Raw genomic sequence first — 24,319 nt, 5'->3', positions numbered from 1 at the left:
AGGGAGGAATCATAATCCATGAGTTACGCTGAATTTGATGCCATCCAGATCGGTATCGCCTCCCCGGAGAAGATCCGTGAGTGGTCCTACGGCGAGGTCAAGAAGCCGGAGACCATCAACTACCGGACCCTGAAGCCGGAGCGGGACGGCCTGTTCTGCGAGCGCATCTTTGGCCCCACCAAGGACTGGGAGTGCCACTGCGGCAAGTACAAGAAGATCCGCTACAAGGGCAAGATCTGTGACCGCTGCGGCGTCGAGGTCACCCGGGCCAAGGTCCGCCGTGAGCGCATGGGCCACATCGAGCTGGCCGCGCCCGTGAGCCACATCTGGTACTTCAAGGGCATCCCCTCCCGGATGGGCCTGCTGCTGGACATCTCCCCCCGCATCCTGGAGAAGGTCCTGTACTTCGCCAGCTATATCGTCACCGACCCCGGCTTCTCTCCTCTGGCCAAGAACCAGATCCTCTCCGAGAAGGAGTACCGCGACATGCGGGAGAAGTACGAGGACGACTTTGAGGCCGGCATGGGCGCCGAGGCCATCAAGAAGCTCCTCCAGGACATCGACCTGGAGCAGCTCTCCGAGCAGCTCCGCGCCGAGCTGAAGGAGGCCTCCGGCCAGAAGAAGGCCCGCATCGTCAAGCGCCTGGAGGTGGTGGACGCCTTCCGCATCTCCGGCAACAAGCCCGAGTGGATGATCATTGACGTGCTGCCGGTCATCCCCCCCGAGATCCGCCCCATGGTCCAGCTGGACGGCGGCCGCTTCGCCACCTCTGACCTGAACGATCTCTACCGCCGCGTCATCAACCGCAACAACCGCCTCAAGCGCCTCATCCAGCTCAACGCCCCTGACATCATCGTGCGCAACGAGAAGCGCATGCTCCAGGAGGCCGTGGACGCCCTCATCGACAACGGCCGCCGCGGCCGCGCCGTCACCGGCGCCAACAACCGCGCGCTGAAGTCCCTGTCCGACATGCTCAAGGGTAAGCAGGGCCGCTTCCGTCAGAACCTGCTGGGTAAGCGTGTCGACTACTCCGGCCGTTCCGTTATCGTCGTCGGCCCTGAGCTGAAGATCTACCAGTGCGGCCTGCCCAAGGAGATGGCCATCGAGCTCTTCCGCCCCTTCGTCATGAAGAAGCTGGTGGAGGACGGCGTGGCCAACAACATCAAGTCCGCCAAGAAGATGGTGGACAAGGGCAAGGCCGAGGTGTGGGACGCCCTGGAGTTCGTCATCAAGGAGCACCCCGTCATGCTCAACCGCGCGCCTACCCTGCACCGCCTGGGCATCCAGGCCTTCGAGCCGGTGCTGGTGGAAGGCCGCGCCATCAAGCTGCACCCCCTGGTGTGTACCGCCTTCAACGCCGACTTCGACGGCGACCAGATGGCCGTCCACGTCCCCCTGTCCGCCGAGGCCCAGACCGAGGCCCGGGTGCTCATGCTCTCGGCCAACAACCTCCTGCGGCCCCAGGACGGCGGCCCTGTCACCGTGCCGACTCAGGATATGGTGCTGGGCTCCTACTACCTGACCTTCGAGCGTTACCCCGAGCACACCCCCGAGGAGGTCTATCCCGACTGCGCCGCCGTGCGCAAGGATCTGGAGGAGGGGGTCATCACCCCCGACGCCAAGATCTGGGTGGCCAACCCCGGTTCTCTGGACGACATCCCCACCGTGGCCGACATCGCCGCCAACACCCCCGACGGGGAGCTGCCCCGGGAGTGCCTGCCCAGCTACGGCAGCGATACCGACGCCCGCCTGGCCTATGACGAGGGCGAGCTGGAGCTGCATGTGCCCATCCTGGTGCAGCGCACCATGGAGGTGGACGGCGTGGAGCAGCACAAGATGGTGCGCACCACCGTGGGCCGCCTGATCTTCAACGAGGGCATCCCCCAGGATCTGGGCTTCGTGGACCGCACGAACCCCGAGACCATGTTCGATCCCGAGATCAACTTCATCACCGGCAAGAAGCAGCTGGGCAAGATCATCGACCGCTGCATCACCAAGCACGGCTTCACCGAGTCCGCACGCGTGCTGGACGTCATCAAGGCCAAGGGCTACAAGTTCTCCACCCGCGGCTCTCTGACCGTCTCCATCTACGACATGACCATCCCCGAGAAGAAGTACGGCCTCATCGCCGACACCGAGAAGGAGATCGTCAAGATCGAGCGGCAGTACAAGCGCGGCTTCCTGACCAACGAGGAGCGCTACCGCCTGGTCGTTGAGGCCTGGGAAAAGACCACCGGCGCGGTCTCTGACGCCCTGATGGCCGGCCTGGACCGCTACAATCCTATCTGGATGATGGCCGACTCTGGCGCCCGTGGTAGCTCCGCCCAGATCCGTCAGCTGGCCGGTATGCGCGGCCTGATGGCCGATACCTCCGGCCGCACCATCGAGATCCCCATCAAGTCCAACTTCCGTGAGGGTCTGTCCGTCCTGGAGTACTTCATCTCCAGCCGAGGCGCCCGTAAGGGCATGGCCGATACGGCTCTGCGTACCGCCGACTCGGGTTACCTGACCCGCCGTCTGGTGGACGTGTCCCAGGAGGTCATCATCCGCGAGCACGACTGTGGTACCGACGACGGCATCATGGTCAGCGAGATCAGCGAGAACGGCCAGGTCATCGAGACCTTCGGCGAGCGCCTGAAGGGCCGCTATCCCGTGGACGACATCTGCGATCCCGTCACCGGCGAGGTGCTCATCTCCAAGGACCGCCTGATGGTCCCCGCCGACGCCGACCTCCTGGAGGCCCACGGCATCCACGAGGTGAAGATCCGCTCCGTGCTGACCTGCCGTGCCCGCAGCGGCGTGTGTACCAAGTGCTACGGCATGAACCTGGCCATTGGCGAGCCCGTCGGCCCCGGCGAGGCGGTCGGCATCATCGCCGCCCAGTCCATCGGTGAGCCCGGTACCCAGCTGACCATGCGTACCTTCCACACCGGCGGCGTCGCCGGCGGCGATATCACTCAGGGTCTTCCCCGTGTTGAGGAGCTGTTCGAGTCCCGCCGTCCCAAGAAGATGGCCCAGCTGGCCGAGATCGGCGGCCGGGTGTCCATCGAGGAGACCAAGCGCAACGCGCTGTGCAACCTCACCATCACCGCCGACGACGGCGAGACCGTCACCTATTCTCTGCCGTACAGCGCGGGCATCCGCGCCAAGCACGGCGAGGTGGTGGAGAAGGGCTTCGCCCTCACTGAGGGCGCCCTGTATCCCCAGGACGTCATCCGCATCCGCGGTGTCCACGCCGTGTACGACTACCTGATCCGCGAAGTGCAGAAGCCCTACCGTCAGCAGGGCGTTGATATCAACGACAAGCACATCGAGGTCATCTGCCGCCAGATGATGCGGAAGGTCCGCGTGGAGGACGCCGGCGATTCCGACCTGCTGAGCGGCTCCACCATCGAGCTCATCGAGTTCGAGGACGCCCGCGACGCGGTGCAGAAGCGCATCGACGCCGGTGAGACCAACGACGGTATGGAGCTGCGGCTCCCCACCGCCACCCGCCTGCTGATGGGTATCACCAAGGCCAGTTTGGCCACCGAGTCCTTCCTGTCCGCCGCCTCCTTCCAGGAGACCACCAAGGTCCTGACCGAGGCCGCCATCAAGGGTAAGGTGGACCACCTGCTGGGCCTGAAGGAGAACGTTATCATCGGTAAGCTCATCCCCGCCGGCTCCGGCCTGTCCATCTATCGCAAGTACGATAAGATCGAGGACGAGTGCCCCTGCGGCTGCGAGCATGAGCATGAGCACGACCACGCCGCCGAGGCGGAGGCTGAGCCCATGGAGGAAGCTCCCGCCGAGGACGAGATCCTCTCCATCACCCTGGAGGGGGAGGATGAGTCCGGCGAGGCCGACTGATCCAGCAAAGTCCTGAACAGGGGGCGTGCCGCAGACCCGGCGCGCCCCCTTTTGCATACTCCGGCGGAGACTGGATACTTTGACGGAGAGTGAAGCTGAAAAAAGGGAAATTCCGGGCTCTTTTCTGCTTGACGAGTGAGTATCCATATGGTATAATCCAAAATTGCGCGGGACTGAAAAACTGCGCAGGATCGACCCGACCTGAACCGGCTCTGCTGGGAAGAAAAAAGGAGGCGCGTGGGGATGCTCAACGAACTGAAGAGCGGCCGCAAGGTCGTGGGCGCGAAGCAGACCAAGCGCGCGCTGGGCGACGGGACTGCCGCCCGGGTCTATCTGGCCGAGGACGCCGACCCCCGGGTCATCGAGCCCGTGGAGGCCATGTGCCGGGAGCGCAGCGTCCCTGTGGAGCGGGTGGAACGCATGAAGGATCTGGGTTCCGCCTGCGGCATCGCGGTGGGCTCCGCCGTCGCCGCGTTGCTGCGTTGATTTTAGCTGAATGATCTCCGGGTCATTTGGTTAAAATAAATTTATGTATCACTCAAAGAAAGGAGGAACCACTTCATGCCTACTTTTAACCAGCTCGTCCGCAAGGGCCGTGAGCAGGCGACCTACAAGTCCAATTCTCCTGCCATGCAGTATGGCCTGAACACCCTGAAGAACAAGGAGACCGATCTGCCCTCTCCCCAGAAGAGAGGTGTCTGCACCGCGGTCCGTACGGCCACTCCTAAGAAGCCGAACTCCGCTCTGCGTAAGATCGCCCGTGTGCGTCTGACCAACGGTTACGAGGTCACCGCCTACATTCCCGGTGTCGGCCACAACCTGCAGGAGCACTCCGTGGTCATGATCCGTGGCGGCCGTGTCAAGGACCTGCCCGGTGTTCGTTACCACATCATCCGCGGCACTCTGGACACCCAGGGCGTCAACGGCCGTATGCAGGGCCGTTCCAAGTACGGCGCCAAGCGGCCCAAGGCCGGCAAGGGCGGCGCGAAGAAGTAATTCTCCGCACTCCGTACGACTTCCGGCATAGCGCCGGACACTGAAATGCACTATGCGCATGCGCGCAAGGCACATCGCCTTGCCGAGCGTTTACCATATAAGGGTAGACCTCGGAAAGGCACTGGACAAGCAGGCACTTGTCTTACACGGGGGTCCCCCCTCGTGGGGATCTTCGAGTACCTATGAAATCATACTATGAAGGAGGGAAGCAAAGTGCCCAGAAGAGGTAATGTACCCAAGCGGGAGGTTCTGCCCGACCCGCTCTATAACTCCGTTCTGGTGACCAAGCTCGTCAACAGCATCATGCTGGATGGCAAGAAGGGCGTGGCCCAGAAGGTGGTTTACAGCGCTTTCGACATCATCAAGGAGAAGACCGAGAAGGATCCTCTGGAGGTCTTCACCACCGCTCTGGAGAACATCATGCCGTCCCTGGAGGTCAAGGCTCGCCGTGTCGGCGGCGCCACCTACCAGGTGCCCATCGAGGTTCGTCCTGAGCGCCGTCAGACCCTGGGTCTGCGCTGGCTGACCACTTATGCTCGCGCCCGCAGCGAGAAGACCATGAAGGAGCGCCTGGCCGGCGAGATCATGGACGCCGCCAACAACCTGGGTTCCGCCGTGAAGAAGCGCGAGGACACCCACAAGATGGCCGAGTCCAACAAGGCCTTCGCTCACTACCGCTGGTAAGGAGGGTAACAGCATATGGCTAGAAAGGTTACCCTGCAGAATACCCGTAACATCGGCATCATGGCTCACATCGATGCCGGTAAGACCACCACGACCGAGCGTATCCTGTTCTACACCGGTGTTAACTACAAGATCGGTGAGACCCATGATGGTACCGCCACCATGGACTGGATGGCTCAGGAGCAGGAGCGCGGCATCACCATCACCTCCGCCGCCACCACCTGCTACTGGAAGGGAACCAAGGATCAGTTCCCCCAGACCCGTATCAACATCATCGACACCCCGGGCCACGTGGACTTCACCGTCGAGGTGGAGCGCTCCCTGCGCGTGCTGGACGGCTCCGTGACCGTCATGTGCGCCAAGGGCGGCGTTGAGCCTCAGTCCGAGACCGTGTGGCGTCAGGCCGACCACTACAAGGTCCCCCGCATGATCTACGTCAATAAGATGGACATCATGGGCGCTGACTTCTACAACGTGCTCAACATGATCCACGACCGCCTGAAGTGTAACGCCGTGCCCATCCAGCTCCCCATCGGCAAGGAGGAGACCTTCAAGGGTATCATCGACCTGGTGGAGATGGACGCTGACATCTACTACGATGACATGGGCAAGGATATGCGCGTGGAGGAGATCCCCGCCGACATGATGGAGCTGGCCCAGGAGTACCGCACCAAGCTCATCGACGCTGTCGCTGACATCGACGACGAGATCATGGAGCTGGCCCTGGAGGAGCAGCCCATCCCTCAGGAGAAGATCCGCGCCGCCCTGCGTAAGGGCACCATCGAGAACCTGCTGGTTCCCGTGGTCTGCGGTACTTCCTACAAGAACAAGGGCGTGCAGAAGCTGCTTGACGCCATCGTGGACTATATGCCCTCTCCTCTGGACATTCCCGCCATCAAGGGCGTGAATCCCGACACCGAGGAGGAGGACGAGCGTCCCGCCGACGACAACGCTCCTTTCTCCGCTCTGGCCTTCAAGATCGCCACCGATCCCTTCGTGGGCCGTCTGAGCTTCATCCGTGTGTACTCCGGCGTGCTGAACACCGGTACCACCGTGCTCAACTCCACCAAGAAGCAGCGTGAGCGTATCGGCCGCATCCTGCAGATGCACGCCAACCACCGTGAGGACATCGAGACCGTGTACTCCGGCGACATCGCCGCCGTCATCGGCCTGAAGAATTCCACCACCGGCGACACTCTGTGCGACGAGAAGGCTCCCATCATCCTGGAGTCCATGGAGTTCCCCGAGCCTGTTATCCGCGTGGCCATCGAGCCCAAGACCAAGGCTGGTCAGGAGAAGATGGGCATCGCTCTGGCCAAGCTGGCTGAGGAGGACCCCACCTTCAAGACCTACACCGACGAGGAGACTGGTCAGACCATCATCGCCGGCATGGGCGAGCTGCACCTGGAGATCATCGTCGACCGTCTGCTGCGTGAGTACAAGGTCGAGGCCAACGTGGGCGCTCCCCAGGTTGCCTACAAGGAGACCATCCGCAAGAGCGTGGAGCAGGACACCAAGTATGCCCGTCAGTCCGGCGGTAAGGGCCAGTACGGTCACGTCAAGATCCGTGTGGAGCCCAACGAGTCCGGCAAGGGCTACGAGTTTGTCAACTCCATCGTGGGCGGCGCCATCCCCAAGGAGTATATCCCTGCTGTCGACGCCGGTATTCAGGGCGCCATGCAGGCCGGTGTTCTGGCCGGTTACCCCGTGGAGGACGTGAAGGTCACCCTGTACGACGGCTCTTATCACGAGGTCGACTCCTCTGAAATGGCCTTTAAGATCGCCGGCTCCATGGCCTTCAAGGAGGCCTGCCGCAAGGCCGGCGCTGTGCTCCTGGAGCCCATCATGAAGGTGGACGTCATCGTCCCCGAGGACTATATGGGCGACGTCATCGGCGACCTGAACGCTCGCCGTGGCCAGATCCAGGGCATGGAGGCCCGCCCCGGCGCCCAGGCTATCGACGCCCTGGTGCCCCTGAGCGAGATGTTCGGCTACGCCACTGACCTGCGTTCCCGCACTCAGGGCCGTGGCCAGTACTCCATGGAGCCCCACAGCTACGTGGAAGTGCCCAAGAACATCGCTGAGAAGATCATTGCCGAGCGCGGCCGTCGGGACGACTGATCGACTGCGTAAAAATGAGGTTGCATTTTGTCCCACAGTAGGATAAAATAGCATCATCATTGGGCAACAACCCCAAATTCATTTACAACCGATTCAAGGAGGCTAATCAAACATGGCTAAGCAGAAGTTTGAGCGCACCAAGCCCCATGTCAACATCGGCACCATCGGCCACGTTGACCACGGCAAGACCACCCTGACCGCCGCTATCACCAAGTATCTGGCTCTGAAGGGTCAGGCTCAGTACGAGGACTACTCCAGCATCGACAAGGCTCCCGAGGAGCGCGAGCGCGGCATCACCATCAACACCGCTCACGTCGAGTACGAGACCGACGCCCGTCACTACGCTCACGTTGACTGCCCGGGCCACGCCGACTATATCAAGAACATGATCACCGGCGCTGCTCAGATGGACGGCGCTATCCTGGTCATCGCCGCCACCGACGGCCCCATGGCTCAGACCAAGGAGCACATCCTGCTGGCCCGTCAGGTCGGCGTGCCCGCCATCGTCGTGTTCCTGAACAAGTGTGATCAGGTCGACGACGAGGAGCTGCTGGAGCTGGTCGAGATGGAGGTCCGCGAGACCCTGACCGGCTATGAGTTCCCCGGCGACGAGATCCCCGTCATCAAGGGCTCCGCTCTGAACGCTCTGACCTGCGAGGGCGGCGTGGACGATCCCGACTTCGCCTGCATCAAGGAGCTGATGGACGCTGTCGACAACTATATCCCCACTCCCGACCGTAAGGCCGACATGCCCTTCCTGATGCCCGTCGAGGACGTCTTCACCATCACCGGCCGCGGCACCGTGGCCACTGGCCGTGTCGAGCGTGGCCAGCTGAAGGCCGGCGAGGAAGTCGAGATCGTGGGCCTGACCGACGAGAAGAAGAAGACCGTCGTCACCTCCATGGAGATGTTCCGCAAGACCCTGGACTTCATCGAGGCCGGTGATAACGCTGGCTGCCTGCTGCGCGGCGTGTCCAAGACCGACATCGAGCGTGGCCAGGTTCTGTGTAAGCCCGGCTCCATCCACCCCCACACCAAGTTCGTGGGCCAGGTGTACGTCCTGAGCAAGGACGAGGGTGGCCGTCACACCCCCTTCTTCAACAACTATCGTCCCCAGTTCTACTTCCGTACCACCGACGTTACCGGCGTCATCACCCTGCCCGAGGGCACCGAGATGTGCATGCCTGGCGATAACGTCGACATGAAGGTCGAGCTGATCACCCCCATCGCCATCGAGAAGGGCCTGCGCTTCGCTATCCGCGAGGGCGGCCGTACCGTTGGCTCCGGCGTCGTCATCGACATCGAGGAGTAATTTAAACTCCCTCAGAGGAGCAGCCCAACAGGGCTGCTCCTCTTTTTTTGTCACCGGGGCAGGGACGCTTGCCCTTTCGGCGGGAATATGGTAAACTAGAACGAACCTCTCAGAAAGGAGGCGTATCATGTCTGCAACGCCCATTCCCAGCGAAACCCTGGCCCCGGTAACGGAGATCATCGACAACGTAGCGGGTGACACCACCGGTTCGGTCAGTGATGTGCTCAACGAAGTGGCGGAGAGCACCGGCCTGAGCGAGCTGTTCCGGAATTTTACCGGTCTGTCGCTGAGCAAGGTCATCTCCATCGCCATCCTCGCGGTATGCTGCCTGCTCATCATCAAGGTGATCCAGCACTGTCTCAACCGCATCCTGGCCAAGGGCAAGATCGAAAAAAGCCTGCACAGCTTCCTGCGCAACAGCGTGAATATCCTGCTCTGGTTCCTCTTTGTCCTCATCATGGCCAGCGCGGTGGGCATCGACGTGACCTCCCTGGTGGCGGTGCTGAGCGTGGCCGGTCTGGCGGTGTCCCTGGCCGTCCAGGGGAGCCTGTCCAACCTGGCTGGCGGCATTCAGGTCCTCACCGCCAAGCCCTTCAAGGTGGGGGATTACATCGAGACCAACAGCGTCAGCGGCACGGTCAAGGAGATCGGCATGGCCCACACCAAGCTGGTGACCGTGGACAACAAGCTCATTTACATCCCCAACAGCGAGATCGCCGGAGCCAAGATCATCAACTACAACCCGGAGGAACGCCGCCGGGTGGATCTGGTATTCAGCGCGTCCTATGACGACCCCACGGAGCGGGTCATCGCCGCCATCCGCGGCGTCATCGAGGCCCACCCCAAGGCACTGATGGACCCGGAGCCGTTTGTGCGGCTCTCGGCCTTCCAAGACAGCTGCATCGACTATACGGTGCGGGTGTGGTGCGAGACGGGGGACTACTGGGACCTGTATTACGACCTGCTGGAACAGGTGCGTACCGCCTTTGACCAGCAGGGCATCACCATGACCTATCCCCATATGAACGTACATCTTCTGAAGTAGGAGGGAGCCTTTTGAATCAGAACCGAACCCTGCAGCGGGGCCTGGAACAGCTCTTCCTGGCCGAGGTGCTCACCACGGTGGTGGGCGTCGGGACCCTGCTGCCCCTGGGGGATTTCTTCCTCAGCGCCATCAGCCTGCTGAGCATCGGCGCCCTGGTGCTGATGCTGGTGGGCCTGAGCACCCTGCGGAATGTGGCCCAGGGCTATCGCCTGGCCTTCCTGCTGAGCATTGTGGAGCTGGTGATGGCCTTTATCGGCGGCCTGATCACCGCGGTGCTGGGCCTGTATGTCAGCATCTCTACCATGCTGGCCGCCCTCGCGCTGATTTCCGTGCTGGCGCTGGCGCTGGAGGGCGCGGTGCTCTACCTGAGCTGCGGCGCCACCATGGAGCAGATCCGTCCCATTGCCGACCAGACCGCCGACCAGGGCGGCCTGGTGCGGATGCTGGTGCCCCTGGTGGTGGCGGTCGGCGTGGTGGGACAGGCCCTCTACGTGCTGCCTTTGACCCGGGATCTCTCGGATTTCGTCACCCTTCTGGCCAGCGTGCTGCAAGTGGCGTGTCACGCCTGCTTCGTGCGCTTCCTGTTCCAGTGCCGGAAAGTGGTGGCCCCGGTGGCCCGCTGAGCGGACAGAACGGGAGAGCGGCGCGCCCCAAGGCGCGCCGCTCTTTTTCTTATGGCATGGCCAGCCCGTGGAGGAAACCGTCCAGATCGGTACACAGGATGTCGCCGCCCACCACGGTATTCTGGCAGAGGAGCAGGTTGGCCTGGATGTCCTCCTCGCCGGTGGGGTAGTTGAGCACCGTGTAGGTGTAGCGCTTGACCCGTTTGCCGGCGTATTTGCCCAGGTCGAAGCCCTGGCTGGCCTGAAGGTCCAGATACTGCTGATAGGTCTCGTCGGGCTCCTCCGGGAGGATGAGCTCCTCCACCGCCACCGGGTCGGCGGAGACCTCCCAGCCGTAGGAGGCCAGATAGGCCACCCGATCCTGATTGGTGCGGATGTTCTTGGGGCTGACGGCGGCGGAGGCGGTCACGTGGCCGCCGCTGAGGGCCCCGGCGGCGGTAAACACCGCACCACAGAGCAGCGCGGCCACGGCCACGCCGGCCGCGATCCGGCCCCGGGTGAGGCGGGCCGTGAAGATGAACACAGCGCAACGCTCCTTTCTGTTCCTGGTGGGACCATCCTATGCGCCGGGGCGGGGGAGTATGCGCGGAGAAAGGAGCCGATGGATGGAACGGCTGGATAAGATCCTCTCCGGTACCGGACGCTGGTCCCGGAAAGAGGTAAAGGAGCTGGTCAGGGCGGGGCGGGTGACCGTGAACGGCGCCGTGGCCCGCTCGCCGGAGGAGAAGTATGACCGGGAGGGGCTGGACCTGCGGGTGGACGGCGAAGCGGTGTCGGGGGAGAAGTACCTCTGCCTGATGCTCCACAAGCCGGCGGGCTATGTCTCCGCCACCGACGACCCCCGCCAGACCACCGTGCTGGAGCTGCTGCCCCCCCATCTGCGCCGGGTGGGGCTCTTCCCGGCGGGGCGGCTGGACAAGGACACCGAGGGCCTGCTGCTCCTGACCAACGACGGCGCCCTGGCCCACGACCTGCTCTCTCCCCGCAAGCACGTGGACAAGACCTACTTCGTCCGGGTGGACGGAGTGCTGGACGAGAGCGACACCGCCGCCTTTGAGGCCGGGATGACTCTGGGGGACGGGCTGGAGTGTCTGCCGGCGGGGCTGGAGCGCCTGGAGCGGCCGGACGAGGGCCTGGTGACCCTGCGGGAGGGGAAGTACCACCAGATCAAACGGATGCTGGCCGCCCGGGGCAAGCCGGTGGTGTATCTGAAGCGCCTCACCATGGGTCCACTGACCCTGGACGAGGGCCTGGCGCCGGGGGAGTGGCGGCCGCTCACCGCCGAAGAGCGGGCGGCGCTGGACGCCGTGCGCCGAAAGTAAAACGGCGATTTCGGCATTTTCACCAAAAAACTTGGAACAAGCTATTGAAAAGAGCGAAAAAAGCCGTTATAATATTGCCATACGAGCGTGAATGTACTGCGTGTGTTGACGAACGGGGTAACCCAGCGCGAGTAATGAAGTTTAGGGGGGCATTCCAATATGTCTAGCAGGATTTTCCAGAGTGTTGTTCTCCAGATGAAAGATAGTACGGACCGGGCCATCGGCGTCATCGATTCTGAGGGTACGGTCGTTGCCTGCAACGAGCTGACTTGCATTGGCGAGCGCTGGACCGGAGTAGTGGACGCGGTCAACCGCGGCGAGGGGAACGTGGTGGCCTACGAGGGGCGCACCTTCAAGTCCCTGACCGGCTGGGGCTCCCAGTTCGACTATGCCGCCTTCGTGCGGGGCGACGACGCCGAGGCGCGGCTCATCTGCTCCATGGCGGTGGTGGCGCTCAACGGCGCCAAGACCTACTATGAGGAGAAGCACGACAAGGCGACCTTCATCAAGAATATCATCTCGGACAACATCCTCCTGGGTGATATCTACGTCCGGGCCAAGGAGCTCCACTTCGTCTCCGAGCTGCCCCGGGCGGTGCTGCTCATCCGTCAGGTGGAGAGCAGCGAGGTGGCGGTCATCGACGTGGTGCAGTCTCTGTTCCCCGACAAGCAGACCGACTTCGTCCTCTCCATCAGCGAGACCGACGTGGCCCTCATCAAGCAGCTGCCCGAGGGCAGCGAGGGCAAGGACCTCTACAAGATCGCCAAGCAGGTAGAGGAGGCCATCACCAAGGAGCTCAACATCAAGGTGGTCATCGGCATCGGCACCGTGGTGGGCCACATCCGGGATCTGGCCCGCGCCTACAAGGAGGCCCAGGTGGCCATCGACGTGGGCAAGGTGTTCGACACCGAGAAGTCCATCATCAACTATGAGAACCTGGGTATCGGCCGTCTGATCTACCAGCTGCCCACCACGCTGTGTGAGATGTTCCTCCAGGAGGTCTTTAAGAAGAACCCCATTGACGCCCTGGATCAGGAGACGCTGTTCACCATCAACAAGTTCTTCGAGAACAACCTGAACGTCTCGGAGACGGCCCGGAAGCTCTTCGTCCACCGGAACACCCTGGTGTACCGCCTGGAGAAGATCAAGAAGCTCACCGGACTGGACCTGCGCGAGTTCGACGACGCCATCACCTTCAAGGTGGCACTGATGGTGAAGAAGTATCTCATTTCCCGGGGGATCGACAACTAAAAACCACAGGATGCAGAATCCGGCGCGGCGCATATGTGCCACGCCGTATTCTGCATTGCTGTTGCGTGCGAGGTATTTATGATCCGATTTATTGACATCTACAAATCCTACGACAACGGGACCAAGGCCCTGAAGGGGGTCTCCATGCGCATCGACGACGGGGAGTTTGTGTTCCTGGTGGGGCCGTCCGGCTCGGGCAAGTCCACCATCATCAAGCTCATCACCGCCGAGATCGCCCCCAATGAGGGCCGCCTCATGGTCAACGGCTACAACCTGAACACCATCCGGCCCCGGCAGGTGCCCTACATGCGCCGCACTCTGGGGGTCATCTTCCAGGACTTCCGCCTCATCGAGAAAAAGACCATCTATGAAAACCTGGTCTTTGCCATGCGGGCGGTGGGCGCCTCCCCCCGGGAGATCAAGAAGCGCATCCAGTACGTATTGGAGCTGGTGGGTCTGGACAACAAGGCCGACCGCCGGCCCGACGAGATCTCCGGCGGTGAGCAGCAGCGCGTGGCCATCGCCCGGGCTCTGGTCAACAACCCCAGCATGATCATTGCCGACGAGCCCACCGGTAACCTGGACCCCCAGCGCTCTCTGGAGATCATGATGCTCCTGGAGAAGATCAACGAGCTGGGCACCACGGTCCTGGTGGTCACCCACGAAAAAGAGCTGGTCAACCGCTTTGACAAGCGGGTGATCGCCATTGAGAACGGACGTATCATCAGCGACGGAATGGGCGGGTATTACGACAATGAGATATTTTAATAACATCGGATATTTCTTCGCGGAGGGCTTCCGGAGCATCTTCACCCACGGGCTGATGTCCTTCGCGGCTTTGTGTATGATCGTGTGCTGTCTGCTCATCATGGGCTCCTTCTCCCTGGTGGCCATCAACCTGGACGAGATGTGGGGCAATTACGAGCAGCAGAACGAGTTCCTGGCCTTCATCGACGAGAATTATACGGAAGAGGAGGCCCGTGCCCTCCAGAGCCAGATTGAGGCGGTGCCCAACGTGGCGGAGGTCACCTTCGTGACCAAGGCCGAGGCCAAGGAGGACTTTTCCGCCGACAAGGAGGAGAACGAGCTCTTTGAGAGCCTGCCCGACACCGTGTTCCGGGACCGCTACCGCATCCACGTGGTGGACCTGGAGCAGCTGGAGCAGACGGTGGACCAGGTCAGCCAGATCCCCGGCGTGGTCAACACCAGCGCCGCGCCCGAGATCGCCGAGGGCTTCGTGGTGGTGCGCAACATCGCCAGCGGCGTGGCCCTGATCCTGGTGATCACCCTGCTGTTGGTGAGCCTCTTCATCATCACCAACACCATCCGTCTGGCCACCTTCAACCGCCGGGACGAGATCGCCATCATGAAAATGTGCGGCGCCACCAACGGCTTTGTCCGCTGGCCCTTTGTGTTTGAGGGCCTCATCATCGGACTGGTCGGCGCGGTGGTGGCCTTCTTCCTCCAGTGGGGCATCTATGTCCTCATCACCAAGGCCATCGCGGGCACCGACACCATCCAGCTGATCACCATGCTGCCCTTCCGGCGTCTGGCCGGCCGGGTCATGGCCATCTTTGCGGGCACCGGTTTCGTCATCGGTGTGGGCGGCAGTGTGCTGGCCATCCGCAGGTTCCTTCAGGTCTAACGCGAACAGGAGAACAAGATGAAGAAAAGCAACCATCCCAAACACAAGCTGGAAGCCCGCCGGGTGCTGACGCTGGTGCTGGCGGTGCTCATGGCCGCCTCGCTGGTGGTGCCCATGCTCACCATGACGGTGGGCCGGGCCGGAGCGGTCACGCAGAGCGAGATCGACGCCCTCAAGGAGCAGCAGCAGGCCTCCAAGGAGAAGCAGGAGCAGCTCCAGAACGAGCTGGACGACGTCAAGGCCCAGAAGGCCGACGCCGAGGCCCAGCTGAGCGTTCTCACCCAGCAGCTCAACGCCATTGCCGACGAGATCGACAGCATCGAGAGCCAGATCAGCTACTACGACGGCGAGATCGCCCAGAAAGAGGTGGAGCGCCAGGCCGCCGTGGAGAAGGAGGAGCAGCAGTACGAGCTCTTCTGCCAGCGGGTGCGGGCCATGGAGGAGGACGGAGACATCTCTTACTGGTCCATCCTCTTTTCTTCCGAGGATTTTTCCGACCTGCTGAGCCGTCTGGCCGATATCAACGAGATCATGGACTATGATAACGCCATCATGAACGATCTGGTGGCCACCCGGGAGCAGATCGAGCAGCTGAAGGCCGACCTGGAGACCGCCCGCAGCGAGCAGGAGACCGCCAAGGCCGCCAAGGAGACCGCTCTGGCCCAGCAGCAGAGCAAGGTGGACGAGTCCAAGGCCCTTCTGGAGCAGATCAACGCCAGCGCGGAGAAGCTCAACGCCGCCCTGGACGCGGAAAATGCGGCCCTGGCGGAAGTGAACGCCCAGATCGTGAAGAAGCAGAAGGAGCTGGAGGCCCAGCGCCAGCAGAACAATGTGGTCATCAACACCGGCTCGGGCTATGCCTGGCCCCTGCCCGGGCACTATAAGCTGACCTCCGCCTTTGGCTACCGCATCCACCCCATCACCCAGCGGCCCCACAGCCACACCGGCATCGACATCCCCGCGCCCGGCGGCACCTCCATCCTGGCGGCCCGGGGCGGTCAGGTGGTCACCTCCGCCTATCACAGCTCCTATGGCAACTATGTGGTCATCGACCACGGCAATGGTAATTCCACCCTCTACGCCCATATGAGCTCCCGCGCGGTGAGTGAGGGCCAGATGGTGAGCCAGGGCCAGGTCATTGGCTACGTGGGCACCACCGGCTCCTCCACCGGTAACCACCTGCACTTCGAGGTGCGCGTGAACTACCAGCGTGTGGACCCGGAGCAGTTCTATAATCTGCCCTTCGTGCGGGCCTACAACTGGTAACCTCTTACATCCAGCGGAGCGGACCGGGCGAGATGCCGGTCCGCTCCGTTTTTCGATTCTGCGAAAGGAATTCCAGCTATGAAACAAACGCGCTTTGGTCAAAAACGGTTTTCCCTCTTACAGCTGCTCCTCGCCGTACTGCTCACGCTGGTGGTGGTGCTGGGCGTGCTGGCGGCGGTGTTCTGGCAGGTGCTGGGGAAGAGCGGGCTCACCCTGTTGGAGGGTCTGAGTCTGGTCAACACCTGCTTCGTGGGGGAGTACGACGAAGACACAGTGGTGGACGCGGCCATGGACGCCATGATCGAGGCCACCGGGGACCGCTGGTCCTACTACCTGACGGCGGAGCAGTACGCCTCCGAGCAGGAGCGCCGGAGCAACTCCTATGTGGGCATCGGCGTCACCGTGACCTATGAGTCGGAGGACGGCCTCACCATCCTGGCGGTCACCGAGGGCGGTCCGGCGGCCGAGGCCGGACTGAAGGCCGGGGAGCTCATCACGGCGGTGGGCGGCCAGAGCGTGGCGGGGGAGGCCCGCTACGACGCCACCGGTCTCATCCAGGGGGAGGAGGGGACCACCGTGGTTCTCACCGTCCGGGATGCCGCCGGAGCCGAGCGGGAGGTCACCGTGGAGCGGCGGAGCATCGAGACCGACCCGGTGCGCTATGAGCTGCTGGACAACGGCGTGGGCTATGTGAAGCTCACAAACTTCTTCTCCCGCAGCGCCGAGCGGGTGGAGGAGGCCGTCACCGACCTCCAGGAGCAGGGCGCCACCGCCCTGGTGTTCGACATGCGCAACAACGGCGGCGGCTACCTGGATGAGCTCACCGACATGCTGGACTTCCTGGTGGACGAGGGTCCCATCCTCCGCACCCGCAGCAACACCGGCAAGGAGGAGGTGGTGGAGTCCGACGCGGACTGCGTGGACCTCCCCATGGCGGTGCTGGTGAACGCGGACACCTACTCCGCCGCCGAGATCTTCGCCGGGGAGCTCCAGGAGCGGGGCGTGGCCGTGGTGGTGGGCGTACCCACCAGCGGCAAGGGCTACTCCCAGCAGACCTTCCCCCTGGCCAACGGCGGCGCGGTGGGCATCTCCACCGCCGAGTACTTCACCGGCGAGGGGGTGAGCCTCATCGGCACCGGCCTCACCCTGGACCGGGAGGTGGCGCTCACCGACGAGCAGGCCGCCCTCCTGGCGGCGGACGCCCTGGACTACGCCGACGACCCCCAGCTCCAGGCGGCACTGGAGCTGCTGGAGCAGGGGGCATGAACCAAACCCCCGGCGCATAGCCTGGGGGAGAGGTGATGGACATGGTGGGCTGGCTCAGTGAGACGGAGCGCCGGGGATGGCGGGTGGCGGTGACCTGGGGGACGGTGGAGGGCGTGACCCTCTGCCGGGCGGACTGCCCTGTGGGGCGGCGGACCTCCCAGCGGGCCCGGCAGCGCCGTCTCCGGCGGGCCGCCCGGCTGCTGCTCCAAAGGGGCTGCCGCCGGGTGCTCACCACCCCGGACTTCGACGGCTGGCCCACTCTGGAGGCGGCGGGGCTGCGCCGGGTGGAGCCCGGCCCCCTGTGCGGTGCGCTGGCCGCCCGGCTGGCGCTTGCCTGGCTGGAGCGGGCCGCCATCCCCCCGGAGCGGGCCACGGTGGCCCTGGCGGGGCGTCGGGTGGATCGGGACCTCTTCGAGGCCGCCGCCGCCCTGGCGCCCCGCGTGCGCCGTCTGGCGGTGGAGGTCCCCGGCGAGGGAGCGGAGCTGCTGCGGTGTCTGGCCGAGGAGTACGGCCTCCCCGCCCTGGAGGGACGTGCCGGAGCCGACGTGACGCTCTGCTTTCCCGGTGCGGCAGGGGAGGGGAGCGGAGCGCTGATGCTCTGGGGCTCCCGGCCGGACCTGGACGGGCTGGTCCTCACCGCCGGGGACCGGGTCCTGCCCGGGGAGCTGGACCCACTTCCGCTGCTGCAGATCTTGTGGGAACACGGGGTACTGCTGGGCGCGGAGGTGGGCATCCGGCCCGGGGTTTCCGGGCAAATCACTTGACATCTGGACGGAAACTACATATAATGTAAAAACAAAATTATGCCTAAAGATACGAGCCGGAGACGGCTCATTTCTAATATCCGGCAGAAAAGGAAAGGTGTGCGCAGTCATGGCAAAAGAGTATAAGCTGAGCCCTGAGCGTTTTGAGAAACTCAAGGAGGAGCTCAATTACCTGAAGACGGTCCGCGAGCGCGAGGTGGCCGACCAGATCAAGGAGGCCCGCTCCTTCGGCGACCTGAGCGAGAACAGCGAGTACGACGAGGCCAAAAACGAGCAGGGCAAGCTGTACGCCCGCATCGCCGAGGTGGAGAACATCCTGCAGAACTGTGTGGTCATCGAGGACGAGCACAGCGATGACACCACCATGGTCCGCCTGGGCAGCCGGATCACCGTGCTGGACAAGGAGTTCGACGAAGAGGTGGTCTACGAGGTGGTGGGCTCTCAGGAGGCCGACCCCATGAACGGCCGCATCTCCGAGGATTCCCCCTTCGGCCGCGCCCTGCTGGGCAAGAGCGTGGGCAACGAGGTGGAGGTGGAGGCCCCCGCCGGCACGCTGTACTACAAGATCCTGAACATCGAGAAGGCATAAGACAGAGAGGGAGAGGCCAATGAGCAACGAGAAGAAGAACCCGGCGCAGGAGCCGTCGCTGTCCGAGCTGCAGCAGGTCCGCCGGGCCAAGCTGCAGGAGCTGCAGCAGGCGGGTCAGGACCCGTTCCAGATCACCCGCTTTGACTGGGACGCCACGTCCTCCCAGATCAAGGCCAATTTTGACGCCATGGAGGGCCAGAACGTGAAGGTGGCCGGCCGTCTCATGTCCAAGCGCGGCATGGGTAAGGTCAGCTTCTGCGACCTCCAGGACCGGGACGGCCGCATCCAGCTCTACGCCCGCCAGGACGAGATGGATGAGGAAGTTTATAAGAAGTTCAAGAAGTTCGACATCGGCGACATCGTGGGCGTCGAGGGCGATGTGTTCCGCACCCAGCGGGGCGAGATGAGCGTCCGCGCCAGGAACATCACCCTCCTGTCCAAGTCCCTGCTGCCCCTGCCGGAGAAGTTCCACGGCCTCACCGACAAGGAGACCCGGTACCGTCAGCGCTATGTGGACCTGATGGTCAACCCCGAGGTGAAGCGGAATTTCCTCATCCGCTCCCGCTTCATCCAGTTCATGCGCAGCTACCTGGACGGCATGGGCTATATCGAGGTGGAGACCCCGGTGCTGAACACCATCGCCGGCGGCGCCGCCGCCCGGCCCTTCATCACCCACCACAACACCCTGGACATCGACATGTATATGCGCATCGCCACGGAGCTCCCCCTGAAGCGGCTCATCGTGGGCGGCATGGACCGGGTGTATGAGATCGGCCGCATCTTCCGCAACGAGGGCATGGACCCCAAGCACAACCCGGAATTCACCACTGTGGAGCTCTATCAGGCCTACACCGACTTCCACGGCATGATGGACGTGGCCGAGGGCATCCTGTCCGGCGCCGCCAAGGAGATCCTGGGCACCTATGAGGTGGAGTGGCAGGGCGAGAAGATCGACCTGACCCCCGGCTGGCGTCGCCTCACCATGGTGGACGCGGTGAAGGAGTACGCCGGAGTGGACTTTGGCGCCATCACCGACGACGCCGAGGCCGTGGCCGCCGCCAAGGCCATCGGCGTGGAGCTGGCGGATACCGCCGACAAGACCTGGGGCAACGCCCTGTACGCCTGCTTCGACCAGAAGGTGGAGGAGCAGCTGATCCAGCCCACCTTCATCACCATGTACCCGGTGGAGGTCTCCCCGCTGACCAAGCGGAGCCCCCTGGACAGCCGCCTCACCGAGCGGTTCGAGCTCTTCGTCTGCCACAGCGAGCTGGCCAACGCCTACTCCGAGCTCAACGACCCCATTGACCAGCGCGGCCGCTTTGAGAAGCAGCTGGAGCTGCGGGAGCGGGGCGATGACGAGACCGAGATGCTGGACGAGGACTTCCTCACCGCTCTGGAGTACGGCATGCCCCCCACGGGCGGCATGGGCATGGGCATCGACCGCTGCGTCATGATGCTCACCGGCGCCGACTCCATCCGGGACGTGATCCTCTTCCCCACCATGAAGCCACTGGAGCAAAAACGGGATGAAAGCAAGGCTGGGAATGCAGCTGTAAACGTATCTGCGGAGGCTGCAAGCGTGTCCGCGCCGAGCGTACAGATTGATCTTACCAAGGTGAAAATCGAGCCTTTGTTTGCAGATGAAGTAGACTTTGAAACATTCAGCAAATCTGATTTCAGAGTGGTCAAGATCGAAGCTTGCGAGGCTGTACCGAAGTCCAAGAAGCTCCTGAAGTTCACATTGAATGACGGAACAGACCGGAAACGCACGATTTTAAGCGGTATTCATGAATATTACGAGCCGGAAGAACTGGTTGGTAAGACCTGTGTGGCAATCACAAACCTGCCGTCGAGGAAGATGATGGGGATTGATTCCGAGGGTATGCTGATTTCCGCAGTGTACGAGTATGACGGACGGGAAGGCTTAAATCTTCTGATGCTGGATGACAATATCCCGGCGGGAGCGAAGCTGTACTAAAGAGGTCGTTTAACACTGAAATTCGTGTTACTACAACTTTTTTACAACTTTTGCTTGAAACCGGACGACACCAGACGGGCCAAAATAAAGGGCAAATCCGCGTTTGAAATGCGGATTTGCCCTTTTTTGTAATTTTCACATTAGCACCAAATCGTCCTTGATCACTTCAGCTTTTTCCTTCATGCTTTCCTGCGTGATATGGGTGTAGATATCCATGGTGGTGGAGAAATCAGCATGTCCCATCACTTGCTGGATGAACTTAATGTCGTTTGTCTTCTCGCAAAGTCTGGTGCAAAAGGTGTGCCGTAAATTATGTACGCTGAAATGAGGCAAGAGATTCGGTTCACGGTCTTCCAATTCTGCTTGATCCATTTCTTCAGCGTTATAGGCGATGGAGATGCGCTCAATGGCCCGATTGATGTTATGGGCGCTGAGAAATAGCCAGAGCGGTTGCGGAAGAGGAACCCATGATATCCATTCATTACGAGATCCTCCGGATACAAGGCGTCCATCACTTCAATCAGAGCGCGGAGCTGTTCGGCAACCTGCGGATACAGGATGGGAATAGTGCGTGTGCCGCTCGCCGTTTTAGGAGTGGTGATGTGAAAGCCTGCTTTTCCATCAATGACTCGATAAATCAGGCTGTGATTCACAGAGATAGTGTTGTTCTCCAGATCCACATCGTTTTTGGTCAGCCCGGTACACTCTCCCACACGCAGTCCCGTACTGAGCAGTACGACCATGACTGGTAGCCAGTGGCTATACATCGGTGACTTGGAAATAAAGCGAAGAAAATTCTTCTGCTGCGTCATCGTGAGAGCGATCCTTTTTTTCGCAGGTTTCCCTGCGCCATCTGCTTTTAGGGAACGATAAACGCCTTTACTGGGATTCTTCCGGATGTAGTCATCATCGACTGCCAATTCAAGTGCAGGATGAACCAGATTATTGATGTTTTCCAGTGAGTTGATTGCAAAGCCCTTTTTCAAGAGTTTCGTGTAAAATGTCAGGATATCGCTTTTACGAATATTGGGCAGGGGAATGTTAGCAAACGGCTCGTCTTTAACATAGTTGCTCCAGAGGTATTCGTAATTAGCTCGCGTGGAAGCCTTCAACTGGAGTTTCGTATCCATGAGAACTTTGAACATATCATTTAGGGTGATTTTCATGGCCTCTTGGGTACGAATGCCGTCATCGGCATCTTTCGTGAGCTGTTTTTCTTTTACACGAAGAGCAGCTAAGTCGGAATCATAAATGTACTTTTTCTTTTTTCCCAGCTTGTAGACAAACATATAGCTGCCGTCTGATCGCTGGGTTTCACCTGGCCGCAGATTGCGGCCTTTGTTGTCTTTCCTGATTTTTGGCATAGATTGATACCTCCCGATGGTTGGTGTACTGTTGCGCCCCTGGTGGGCAGGATTCTGTCAGCATGAGATCTCGTAAAGATATTCCTTTACGCGCTGAACGCTCCAAAGGACACGAGAATTCATGGTGATGCGAGCATGGGCAAGGTCGCCGATCTGAACGGCAGTGTGCCGCCCGCAGTCGAGCAGCTTGCAGAGCGATTCCGTATCTACTGCCAAGCACTGCTCAGGCGAAAGGTCATTGGGTTTTCTTTTCTCCATAATTGCCCTCCTTTATTTGCAATTACATATATCCTCTACTGTTTGTAGGGAAAGGTTTTCAACAAAAACAATGAAGTCATTAAAATTCATCGGGAAGTATCAGGACTCTTCCAAAGGCCATTTCCTGCGCCGGGCTTTTCCGCCGCGTATTTTCAGGCAGCCGCTATGCGGCAATTAAGCTGTGGGCGCGCAGAAGCACACTGTCCGCAGCGCCTGTATAACTCCAATGGAAAAGGTTTATAGGGGCTGTCAAGGTACAAAAGGCGTACAGACAGGCAGTGGAACCACACGCCATGTCTATACGCCTTATATATAGGGACGGAACGGGTTGAATTCTGCAGATTCCCGTTTTTTATGCTCAAACAGATATGAAGAAATAATTGAAACGCTATATGTAGATTACAATGCTTGACTAACACTATATATTGTGCTAAACTTGCTTTGTAATTGATTTTTGTGCGCTTCCCGTATGGGATACAGACCGATGTTCTGTACCGCAGGCCGAAAGCCCGCATTGCACACGCAGTTAAGATTGTACTTGTGCCAGTAGTATTACTGCGCCCGTATGGGACGGTATATTACTGGCTTTTTCTATTTTCAGGGAGTATCCATTCCCTATTTGCGAGGATGACTTTGGTTCACAGGTTACTGTGGACATCAGGCGTATGCCGCAGTCAGCCTCGCTTATTTTTTTGCCCAAACGCCGGAAACGGCTTTGAGGATATATCAAAAATAAGAAAGGCAGGTATACAGATGAACACGAAAATGTCGAACCATGAAATCATGGTGAAAGAGAAGAAATTGAACGAGAGCTGGAGGCAGTCCAAGAGACAGCAGCAGCCTATCAAGAGACGGTGCCCGGTGATGAAGGCGCACGTCGTTCCTCGCCCGACGAGGAGGGGGTGCTGAGTATGCCGGATAGCTGTGCGGCATTGAAAGAAACACATCAACCGCAGGTATTGGTCGAGACCGCAGGCTTATCCGAAAAGGAATGGCTCGCTTATCGGCGAAAAGGAATTGGCGGCAGTGATGTGGCTGCGTTGCTGGGGATATCGCCCTGGCGGACGGCCCGTGACCTCTACTACGACAAGCTGAATATTGTAGCGGTTGAGGACAACGAAAACAACTGGGTTGCTCTGGAAATGGGGCATCTGCTGGAGCCGCTGGTGGCAAAAATTTTTCAGCATCGGACCGGCTACAAGATTTATCAGGTCAAGAAGATGTTCCAGCACCCCAAGTATCCCTGGATGCTGGCTGATGTGGACTACTTTGTAGAACTTCCGGATGGCACGACCGCAATTTTGGAAATCAAAACCACAAACTACAATGCTAAGGATCACTGGTGGCTGGATGGGGAAGAAACTGTTCCGGTCTACTACGAAACCCAGGGGCGGCATTATATGGCGGTCATGGATGTGGATCGCTGTTTCTTCTGCTGCCTGTATGGCAACAACGAGGAAGAAACCATCATTCGTGAGATTCGCCGTGACGAAGCTTATGAGGATGAGATGATTTTTCTGGAACAGCATTTCTGGGAGAACCACGTCCTTGCCAAAACACCGCCGCCCTATACCGAGGATGGCGATCTTGTAATTGAAAGCGTGCGCCGGCATACGGGTCCTGCGGATAAGAACGCCCCTGTGGTGACCTTTGATTATTCTCTGACTGCCAAGCTGATGCGGTATCTCCAGCTTCAAGAAGAAAAGAAACGTGCTGAAAAGGACAGCAAGGAAATCGATGCGGATATGCAGCGACTGAAGGGAGCACTGATTGCCGAAATGGGCAAGAGCTGCAAAGCTATTTGCCAGCAGGATGGCGTAAATTATACGGTCACCTACAATCCGGTGCGGAAGCCTAACATCGACAAGGACAATCTGATCCGGCTGAAACTGGAACATCCTGATATCTACGAGCAGTATGTCACAATTTCGGAGTTTCGCCGGTTCAGTGTGAAAGCTGATACCAAGGCGGCTTAAAGGAGGGAAA

20 protein-coding genes and 2 pseudogenes are annotated in these 24,319 nt (G+C 60.7%); 18 read left to right on the top strand and 4 right to left on the bottom strand.

What is annotated here, in order from left to right; translation table 11 throughout:
* Positions 1 to 18: 18 nt before the first annotated feature.
* The 8 genes from rpoC (at position 19) to B5G43_RS08465 (ending at position 10,630) form a co-directional block, all read left to right on the top strand.
* A complete protein-coding gene (rpoC, locus tag B5G43_RS08500) occupies positions 19 to 3,849 on the top strand; it encodes a DNA-directed RNA polymerase subunit beta' (protein WP_087260225.1) in 3,831 nt (1,276 codons plus the stop codon).
* A gap of 243 nt (positions 3,850 to 4,092) precedes the next feature.
* A complete protein-coding gene (locus B5G43_RS08495; protein ID WP_087260223.1) occupies positions 4,093 to 4,335 on the top strand; it encodes a ribosomal L7Ae/L30e/S12e/Gadd45 family protein in 243 nt (80 codons plus the stop codon).
* A gap of 75 nt (positions 4,336 to 4,410) precedes the next feature.
* Complete coding sequence (gene rpsL / locus B5G43_RS08490; RefSeq protein WP_087260221.1) at positions 4,411 to 4,845, top strand: 30S ribosomal protein S12; 435 nt, start codon at positions 4,411 to 4,413, stop codon at positions 4,843 to 4,845.
* A gap of 213 nt (positions 4,846 to 5,058) precedes the next feature.
* On the top strand, positions 5,059 to 5,529 hold the full coding sequence (gene rpsG / locus B5G43_RS08485) for a 30S ribosomal protein S7 (RefSeq protein ID WP_204244544.1): 471 nt from the start codon (positions 5,059 to 5,061) through the stop codon (positions 5,527 to 5,529).
* Positions 5,530 to 5,544: 15 nt separating this feature from the next.
* A complete protein-coding gene (gene fusA / locus B5G43_RS08480; RefSeq protein WP_087260216.1) occupies positions 5,545 to 7,650 on the top strand; it encodes an elongation factor G in 2,106 nt (701 codons plus the stop codon).
* Between the two features lie 112 nt (positions 7,651 to 7,762).
* The gene (gene tuf / locus B5G43_RS08475; RefSeq protein ID WP_087260214.1) at positions 7,763 to 8,962 is read left to right on the top strand and encodes an elongation factor Tu; all 1,200 of its coding nucleotides are present in this window, start codon (positions 7,763 to 7,765) and stop codon (positions 8,960 to 8,962) included.
* 127 nt (positions 8,963 to 9,089) lie between these two features.
* The gene (locus B5G43_RS08470; RefSeq protein ID WP_087260212.1) at positions 9,090 to 10,007 is read left to right on the top strand and encodes a mechanosensitive ion channel family protein; all 918 of its coding nucleotides are present in this window, start codon (positions 9,090 to 9,092) and stop codon (positions 10,005 to 10,007) included.
* Positions 10,008 to 10,018: 11 nt separating this feature from the next.
* Positions 10,019 to 10,630: a hypothetical protein gene (locus B5G43_RS08465; RefSeq protein ID WP_087260210.1), complete on the top strand. Its 612-nt coding sequence runs from the start codon at positions 10,019 to 10,021 to the stop codon at positions 10,628 to 10,630.
* 49 nt (positions 10,631 to 10,679) lie between these two features.
* On the opposite strand, the gene B5G43_RS08460 is transcribed toward B5G43_RS08465, so the two are convergent.
* Entirely contained in the window at positions 10,680 to 11,153 is a 474-nt protein-coding gene (locus tag B5G43_RS08460; RefSeq protein WP_087260207.1) for a DUF4830 domain-containing protein, read from the bottom strand.
* Positions 11,154 to 11,235: 82 nt separating this feature from the next.
* Between B5G43_RS08460 and B5G43_RS08455 the strand changes: the two genes are divergently transcribed.
* The 9 genes from B5G43_RS08455 to lysS all read left to right on the top strand — a co-directional run bounded on the left by B5G43_RS08455 (position 11,236) and on the right by lysS (position 20,711).
* The gene (locus B5G43_RS08455) at positions 11,236 to 11,952 is read left to right on the top strand and encodes a pseudouridine synthase (RefSeq protein WP_087260206.1); all 717 of its coding nucleotides are present in this window, start codon (positions 11,236 to 11,238) and stop codon (positions 11,950 to 11,952) included.
* Between the two features lie 159 nt (positions 11,953 to 12,111).
* Complete coding sequence (locus B5G43_RS08450) at positions 12,112 to 13,203, top strand: helix-turn-helix domain-containing protein (RefSeq protein WP_087260204.1); 1,092 nt, start codon at positions 12,112 to 12,114, stop codon at positions 13,201 to 13,203.
* Positions 13,204 to 13,281: 78 nt separating this feature from the next.
* Positions 13,282 to 13,971, top strand: coding sequence for a cell division ATP-binding protein FtsE (gene ftsE, locus B5G43_RS08445; protein ID WP_087260202.1), 690 nt, complete (start codon positions 13,282 to 13,284; stop codon positions 13,969 to 13,971).
* Positions 13,958 to 14,848, top strand: a complete 891-nt coding sequence (ftsX, locus tag B5G43_RS08440) for a permease-like cell division protein FtsX (RefSeq protein ID WP_087260200.1) — start codon at positions 13,958 to 13,960, stop codon at positions 14,846 to 14,848. The genes ftsE and ftsX overlap by 14 nt, the downstream gene beginning before the upstream one ends.
* Before the next feature lie 18 nt (positions 14,849 to 14,866).
* On the top strand, positions 14,867 to 16,114 hold the full coding sequence (locus tag B5G43_RS08435; RefSeq protein WP_087260198.1) for a M23 family metallopeptidase: 1,248 nt from the start codon (positions 14,867 to 14,869) through the stop codon (positions 16,112 to 16,114).
* A 78-nt stretch (positions 16,115 to 16,192) separates the two neighbouring features.
* The gene (locus tag B5G43_RS08430) at positions 16,193 to 17,380 is read left to right on the top strand and encodes a S41 family peptidase (RefSeq protein ID WP_087260196.1); all 1,188 of its coding nucleotides are present in this window, start codon (positions 16,193 to 16,195) and stop codon (positions 17,378 to 17,380) included.
* A gap of 35 nt (positions 17,381 to 17,415) precedes the next feature.
* Entirely contained in the window at positions 17,416 to 18,144 is a 729-nt protein-coding gene (locus B5G43_RS08425; protein WP_242960507.1) for a hypothetical protein, read from the top strand.
* Between the two features lie 109 nt (positions 18,145 to 18,253).
* On the top strand, positions 18,254 to 18,733 hold the full coding sequence (gene greA, locus B5G43_RS08420) for a transcription elongation factor GreA (RefSeq protein WP_087260194.1): 480 nt from the start codon (positions 18,254 to 18,256) through the stop codon (positions 18,731 to 18,733).
* A 19-nt stretch (positions 18,734 to 18,752) separates the two neighbouring features.
* A complete protein-coding gene (gene lysS, locus B5G43_RS08415; RefSeq protein WP_087260191.1) occupies positions 18,753 to 20,711 on the top strand; it encodes a lysine--tRNA ligase in 1,959 nt (652 codons plus the stop codon).
* A gap of 249 nt (positions 20,712 to 20,960) precedes the next feature.
* Here the strand turns inward: lysS and B5G43_RS18005 are convergent.
* The 3 genes and pseudogenes from B5G43_RS18005 to B5G43_RS08405 all read right to left on the bottom strand — a co-directional run.
* A pseudogene (locus tag B5G43_RS18005) lies at positions 20,961 to 21,083 on the bottom strand (site-specific integrase); the annotation flags it as partial.
* 134 nt (positions 21,084 to 21,217) lie between these two features.
* Positions 21,218 to 22,075, bottom strand: a pseudogene (locus B5G43_RS08410) (integrase DNA-binding domain-containing protein); the annotation flags it as partial.
* A 57-nt stretch (positions 22,076 to 22,132) separates the two neighbouring features.
* Positions 22,133 to 22,333 (bottom strand): hypothetical protein, encoded by a 201-nt coding sequence (locus B5G43_RS08405; protein WP_007713156.1) that lies wholly within the window; start codon positions 22,331 to 22,333, stop codon positions 22,133 to 22,135.
* A gap of 911 nt (positions 22,334 to 23,244) precedes the next feature.
* Between B5G43_RS08405 and B5G43_RS08400 the strand changes: the two genes are divergently transcribed.
* Positions 23,245 to 24,309, top strand: coding sequence for a lambda-exonuclease family protein (locus tag B5G43_RS08400; RefSeq protein ID WP_087260189.1), 1,065 nt, complete (start codon positions 23,245 to 23,247; stop codon positions 24,307 to 24,309).
* The last annotated feature ends 10 nt before the right edge of the window (positions 24,310 to 24,319 follow it).

Source organism: Flavonifractor sp. An92 (genome assembly GCF_002159175.1).
In the GTDB taxonomy this organism is placed as follows: domain Bacteria; phylum Bacillota; class Clostridia; order Oscillospirales; family Oscillospiraceae; genus Pseudoflavonifractor_A.
Note: the sequence above shows the minus strand (reverse complement) of the source record. Positions and strands in the feature narration are given on the sequence as shown.

Excerpts from the sequence above, each read along its gene's own strand:
- B5G43_RS08435 (WP_087260198.1), top strand. The coding sequence starts at position 14,867 with ATGAAGAAAAGCAACCATCCCAAACACAAGCTGGAAGCCCGCCGGGTG.
- B5G43_RS08470 (WP_087260212.1), top strand. The coding sequence starts at position 9,090 with ATGTCTGCAACGCCCATTCCCAGCGAAACCCTGGCCCCGGTAACGGAG.
- tuf (WP_087260214.1), top strand. The coding sequence starts at position 7,763 with ATGGCTAAGCAGAAGTTTGAGCGCACCAAGCCCCATGTCAACATCGGC.
- B5G43_RS08430 (WP_087260196.1), top strand. The coding sequence starts at position 16,193 with ATGAAACAAACGCGCTTTGGTCAAAAACGGTTTTCCCTCTTACAGCTG.
- rpoC (WP_087260225.1), top strand. The coding sequence starts at position 19 with ATGAGTTACGCTGAATTTGATGCCATCCAGATCGGTATCGCCTCCCCG.
- fusA (WP_087260216.1), top strand. The coding sequence starts at position 5,545 with ATGGCTAGAAAGGTTACCCTGCAGAATACCCGTAACATCGGCATCATG.
- greA (WP_087260194.1), top strand. The coding sequence starts at position 18,254 with ATGGCAAAAGAGTATAAGCTGAGCCCTGAGCGTTTTGAGAAACTCAAG.
- B5G43_RS08400 (WP_087260189.1), top strand. The coding sequence starts at position 23,245 with ATGCCGGATAGCTGTGCGGCATTGAAAGAAACACATCAACCGCAGGTA.
- B5G43_RS08425 (WP_242960507.1), top strand. The coding sequence starts at position 17,416 with ATGGACATGGTGGGCTGGCTCAGTGAGACGGAGCGCCGGGGATGGCGG.
- lysS (WP_087260191.1), top strand. The coding sequence starts at position 18,753 with ATGAGCAACGAGAAGAAGAACCCGGCGCAGGAGCCGTCGCTGTCCGAG.
- B5G43_RS08450 (WP_087260204.1), top strand. The coding sequence starts at position 12,112 with ATGTCTAGCAGGATTTTCCAGAGTGTTGTTCTCCAGATGAAAGATAGT.
- ftsX (WP_087260200.1), top strand. The coding sequence starts at position 13,958 with ATGAGATATTTTAATAACATCGGATATTTCTTCGCGGAGGGCTTCCGG.
- ftsE (WP_087260202.1), top strand. The coding sequence starts at position 13,282 with ATGATCCGATTTATTGACATCTACAAATCCTACGACAACGGGACCAAG.
- B5G43_RS08495 (WP_087260223.1), top strand. The coding sequence starts at position 4,093 with ATGCTCAACGAACTGAAGAGCGGCCGCAAGGTCGTGGGCGCGAAGCAG.
- B5G43_RS08405 (WP_007713156.1), bottom strand. The coding sequence starts at position 22,333 with ATGGAGAAAAGAAAACCCAATGACCTTTCGCCTGAGCAGTGCTTGGCA.
- rpsL (WP_087260221.1), top strand. The coding sequence starts at position 4,411 with ATGCCTACTTTTAACCAGCTCGTCCGCAAGGGCCGTGAGCAGGCGACC.
- B5G43_RS08455 (WP_087260206.1), top strand. The coding sequence starts at position 11,236 with ATGGAACGGCTGGATAAGATCCTCTCCGGTACCGGACGCTGGTCCCGG.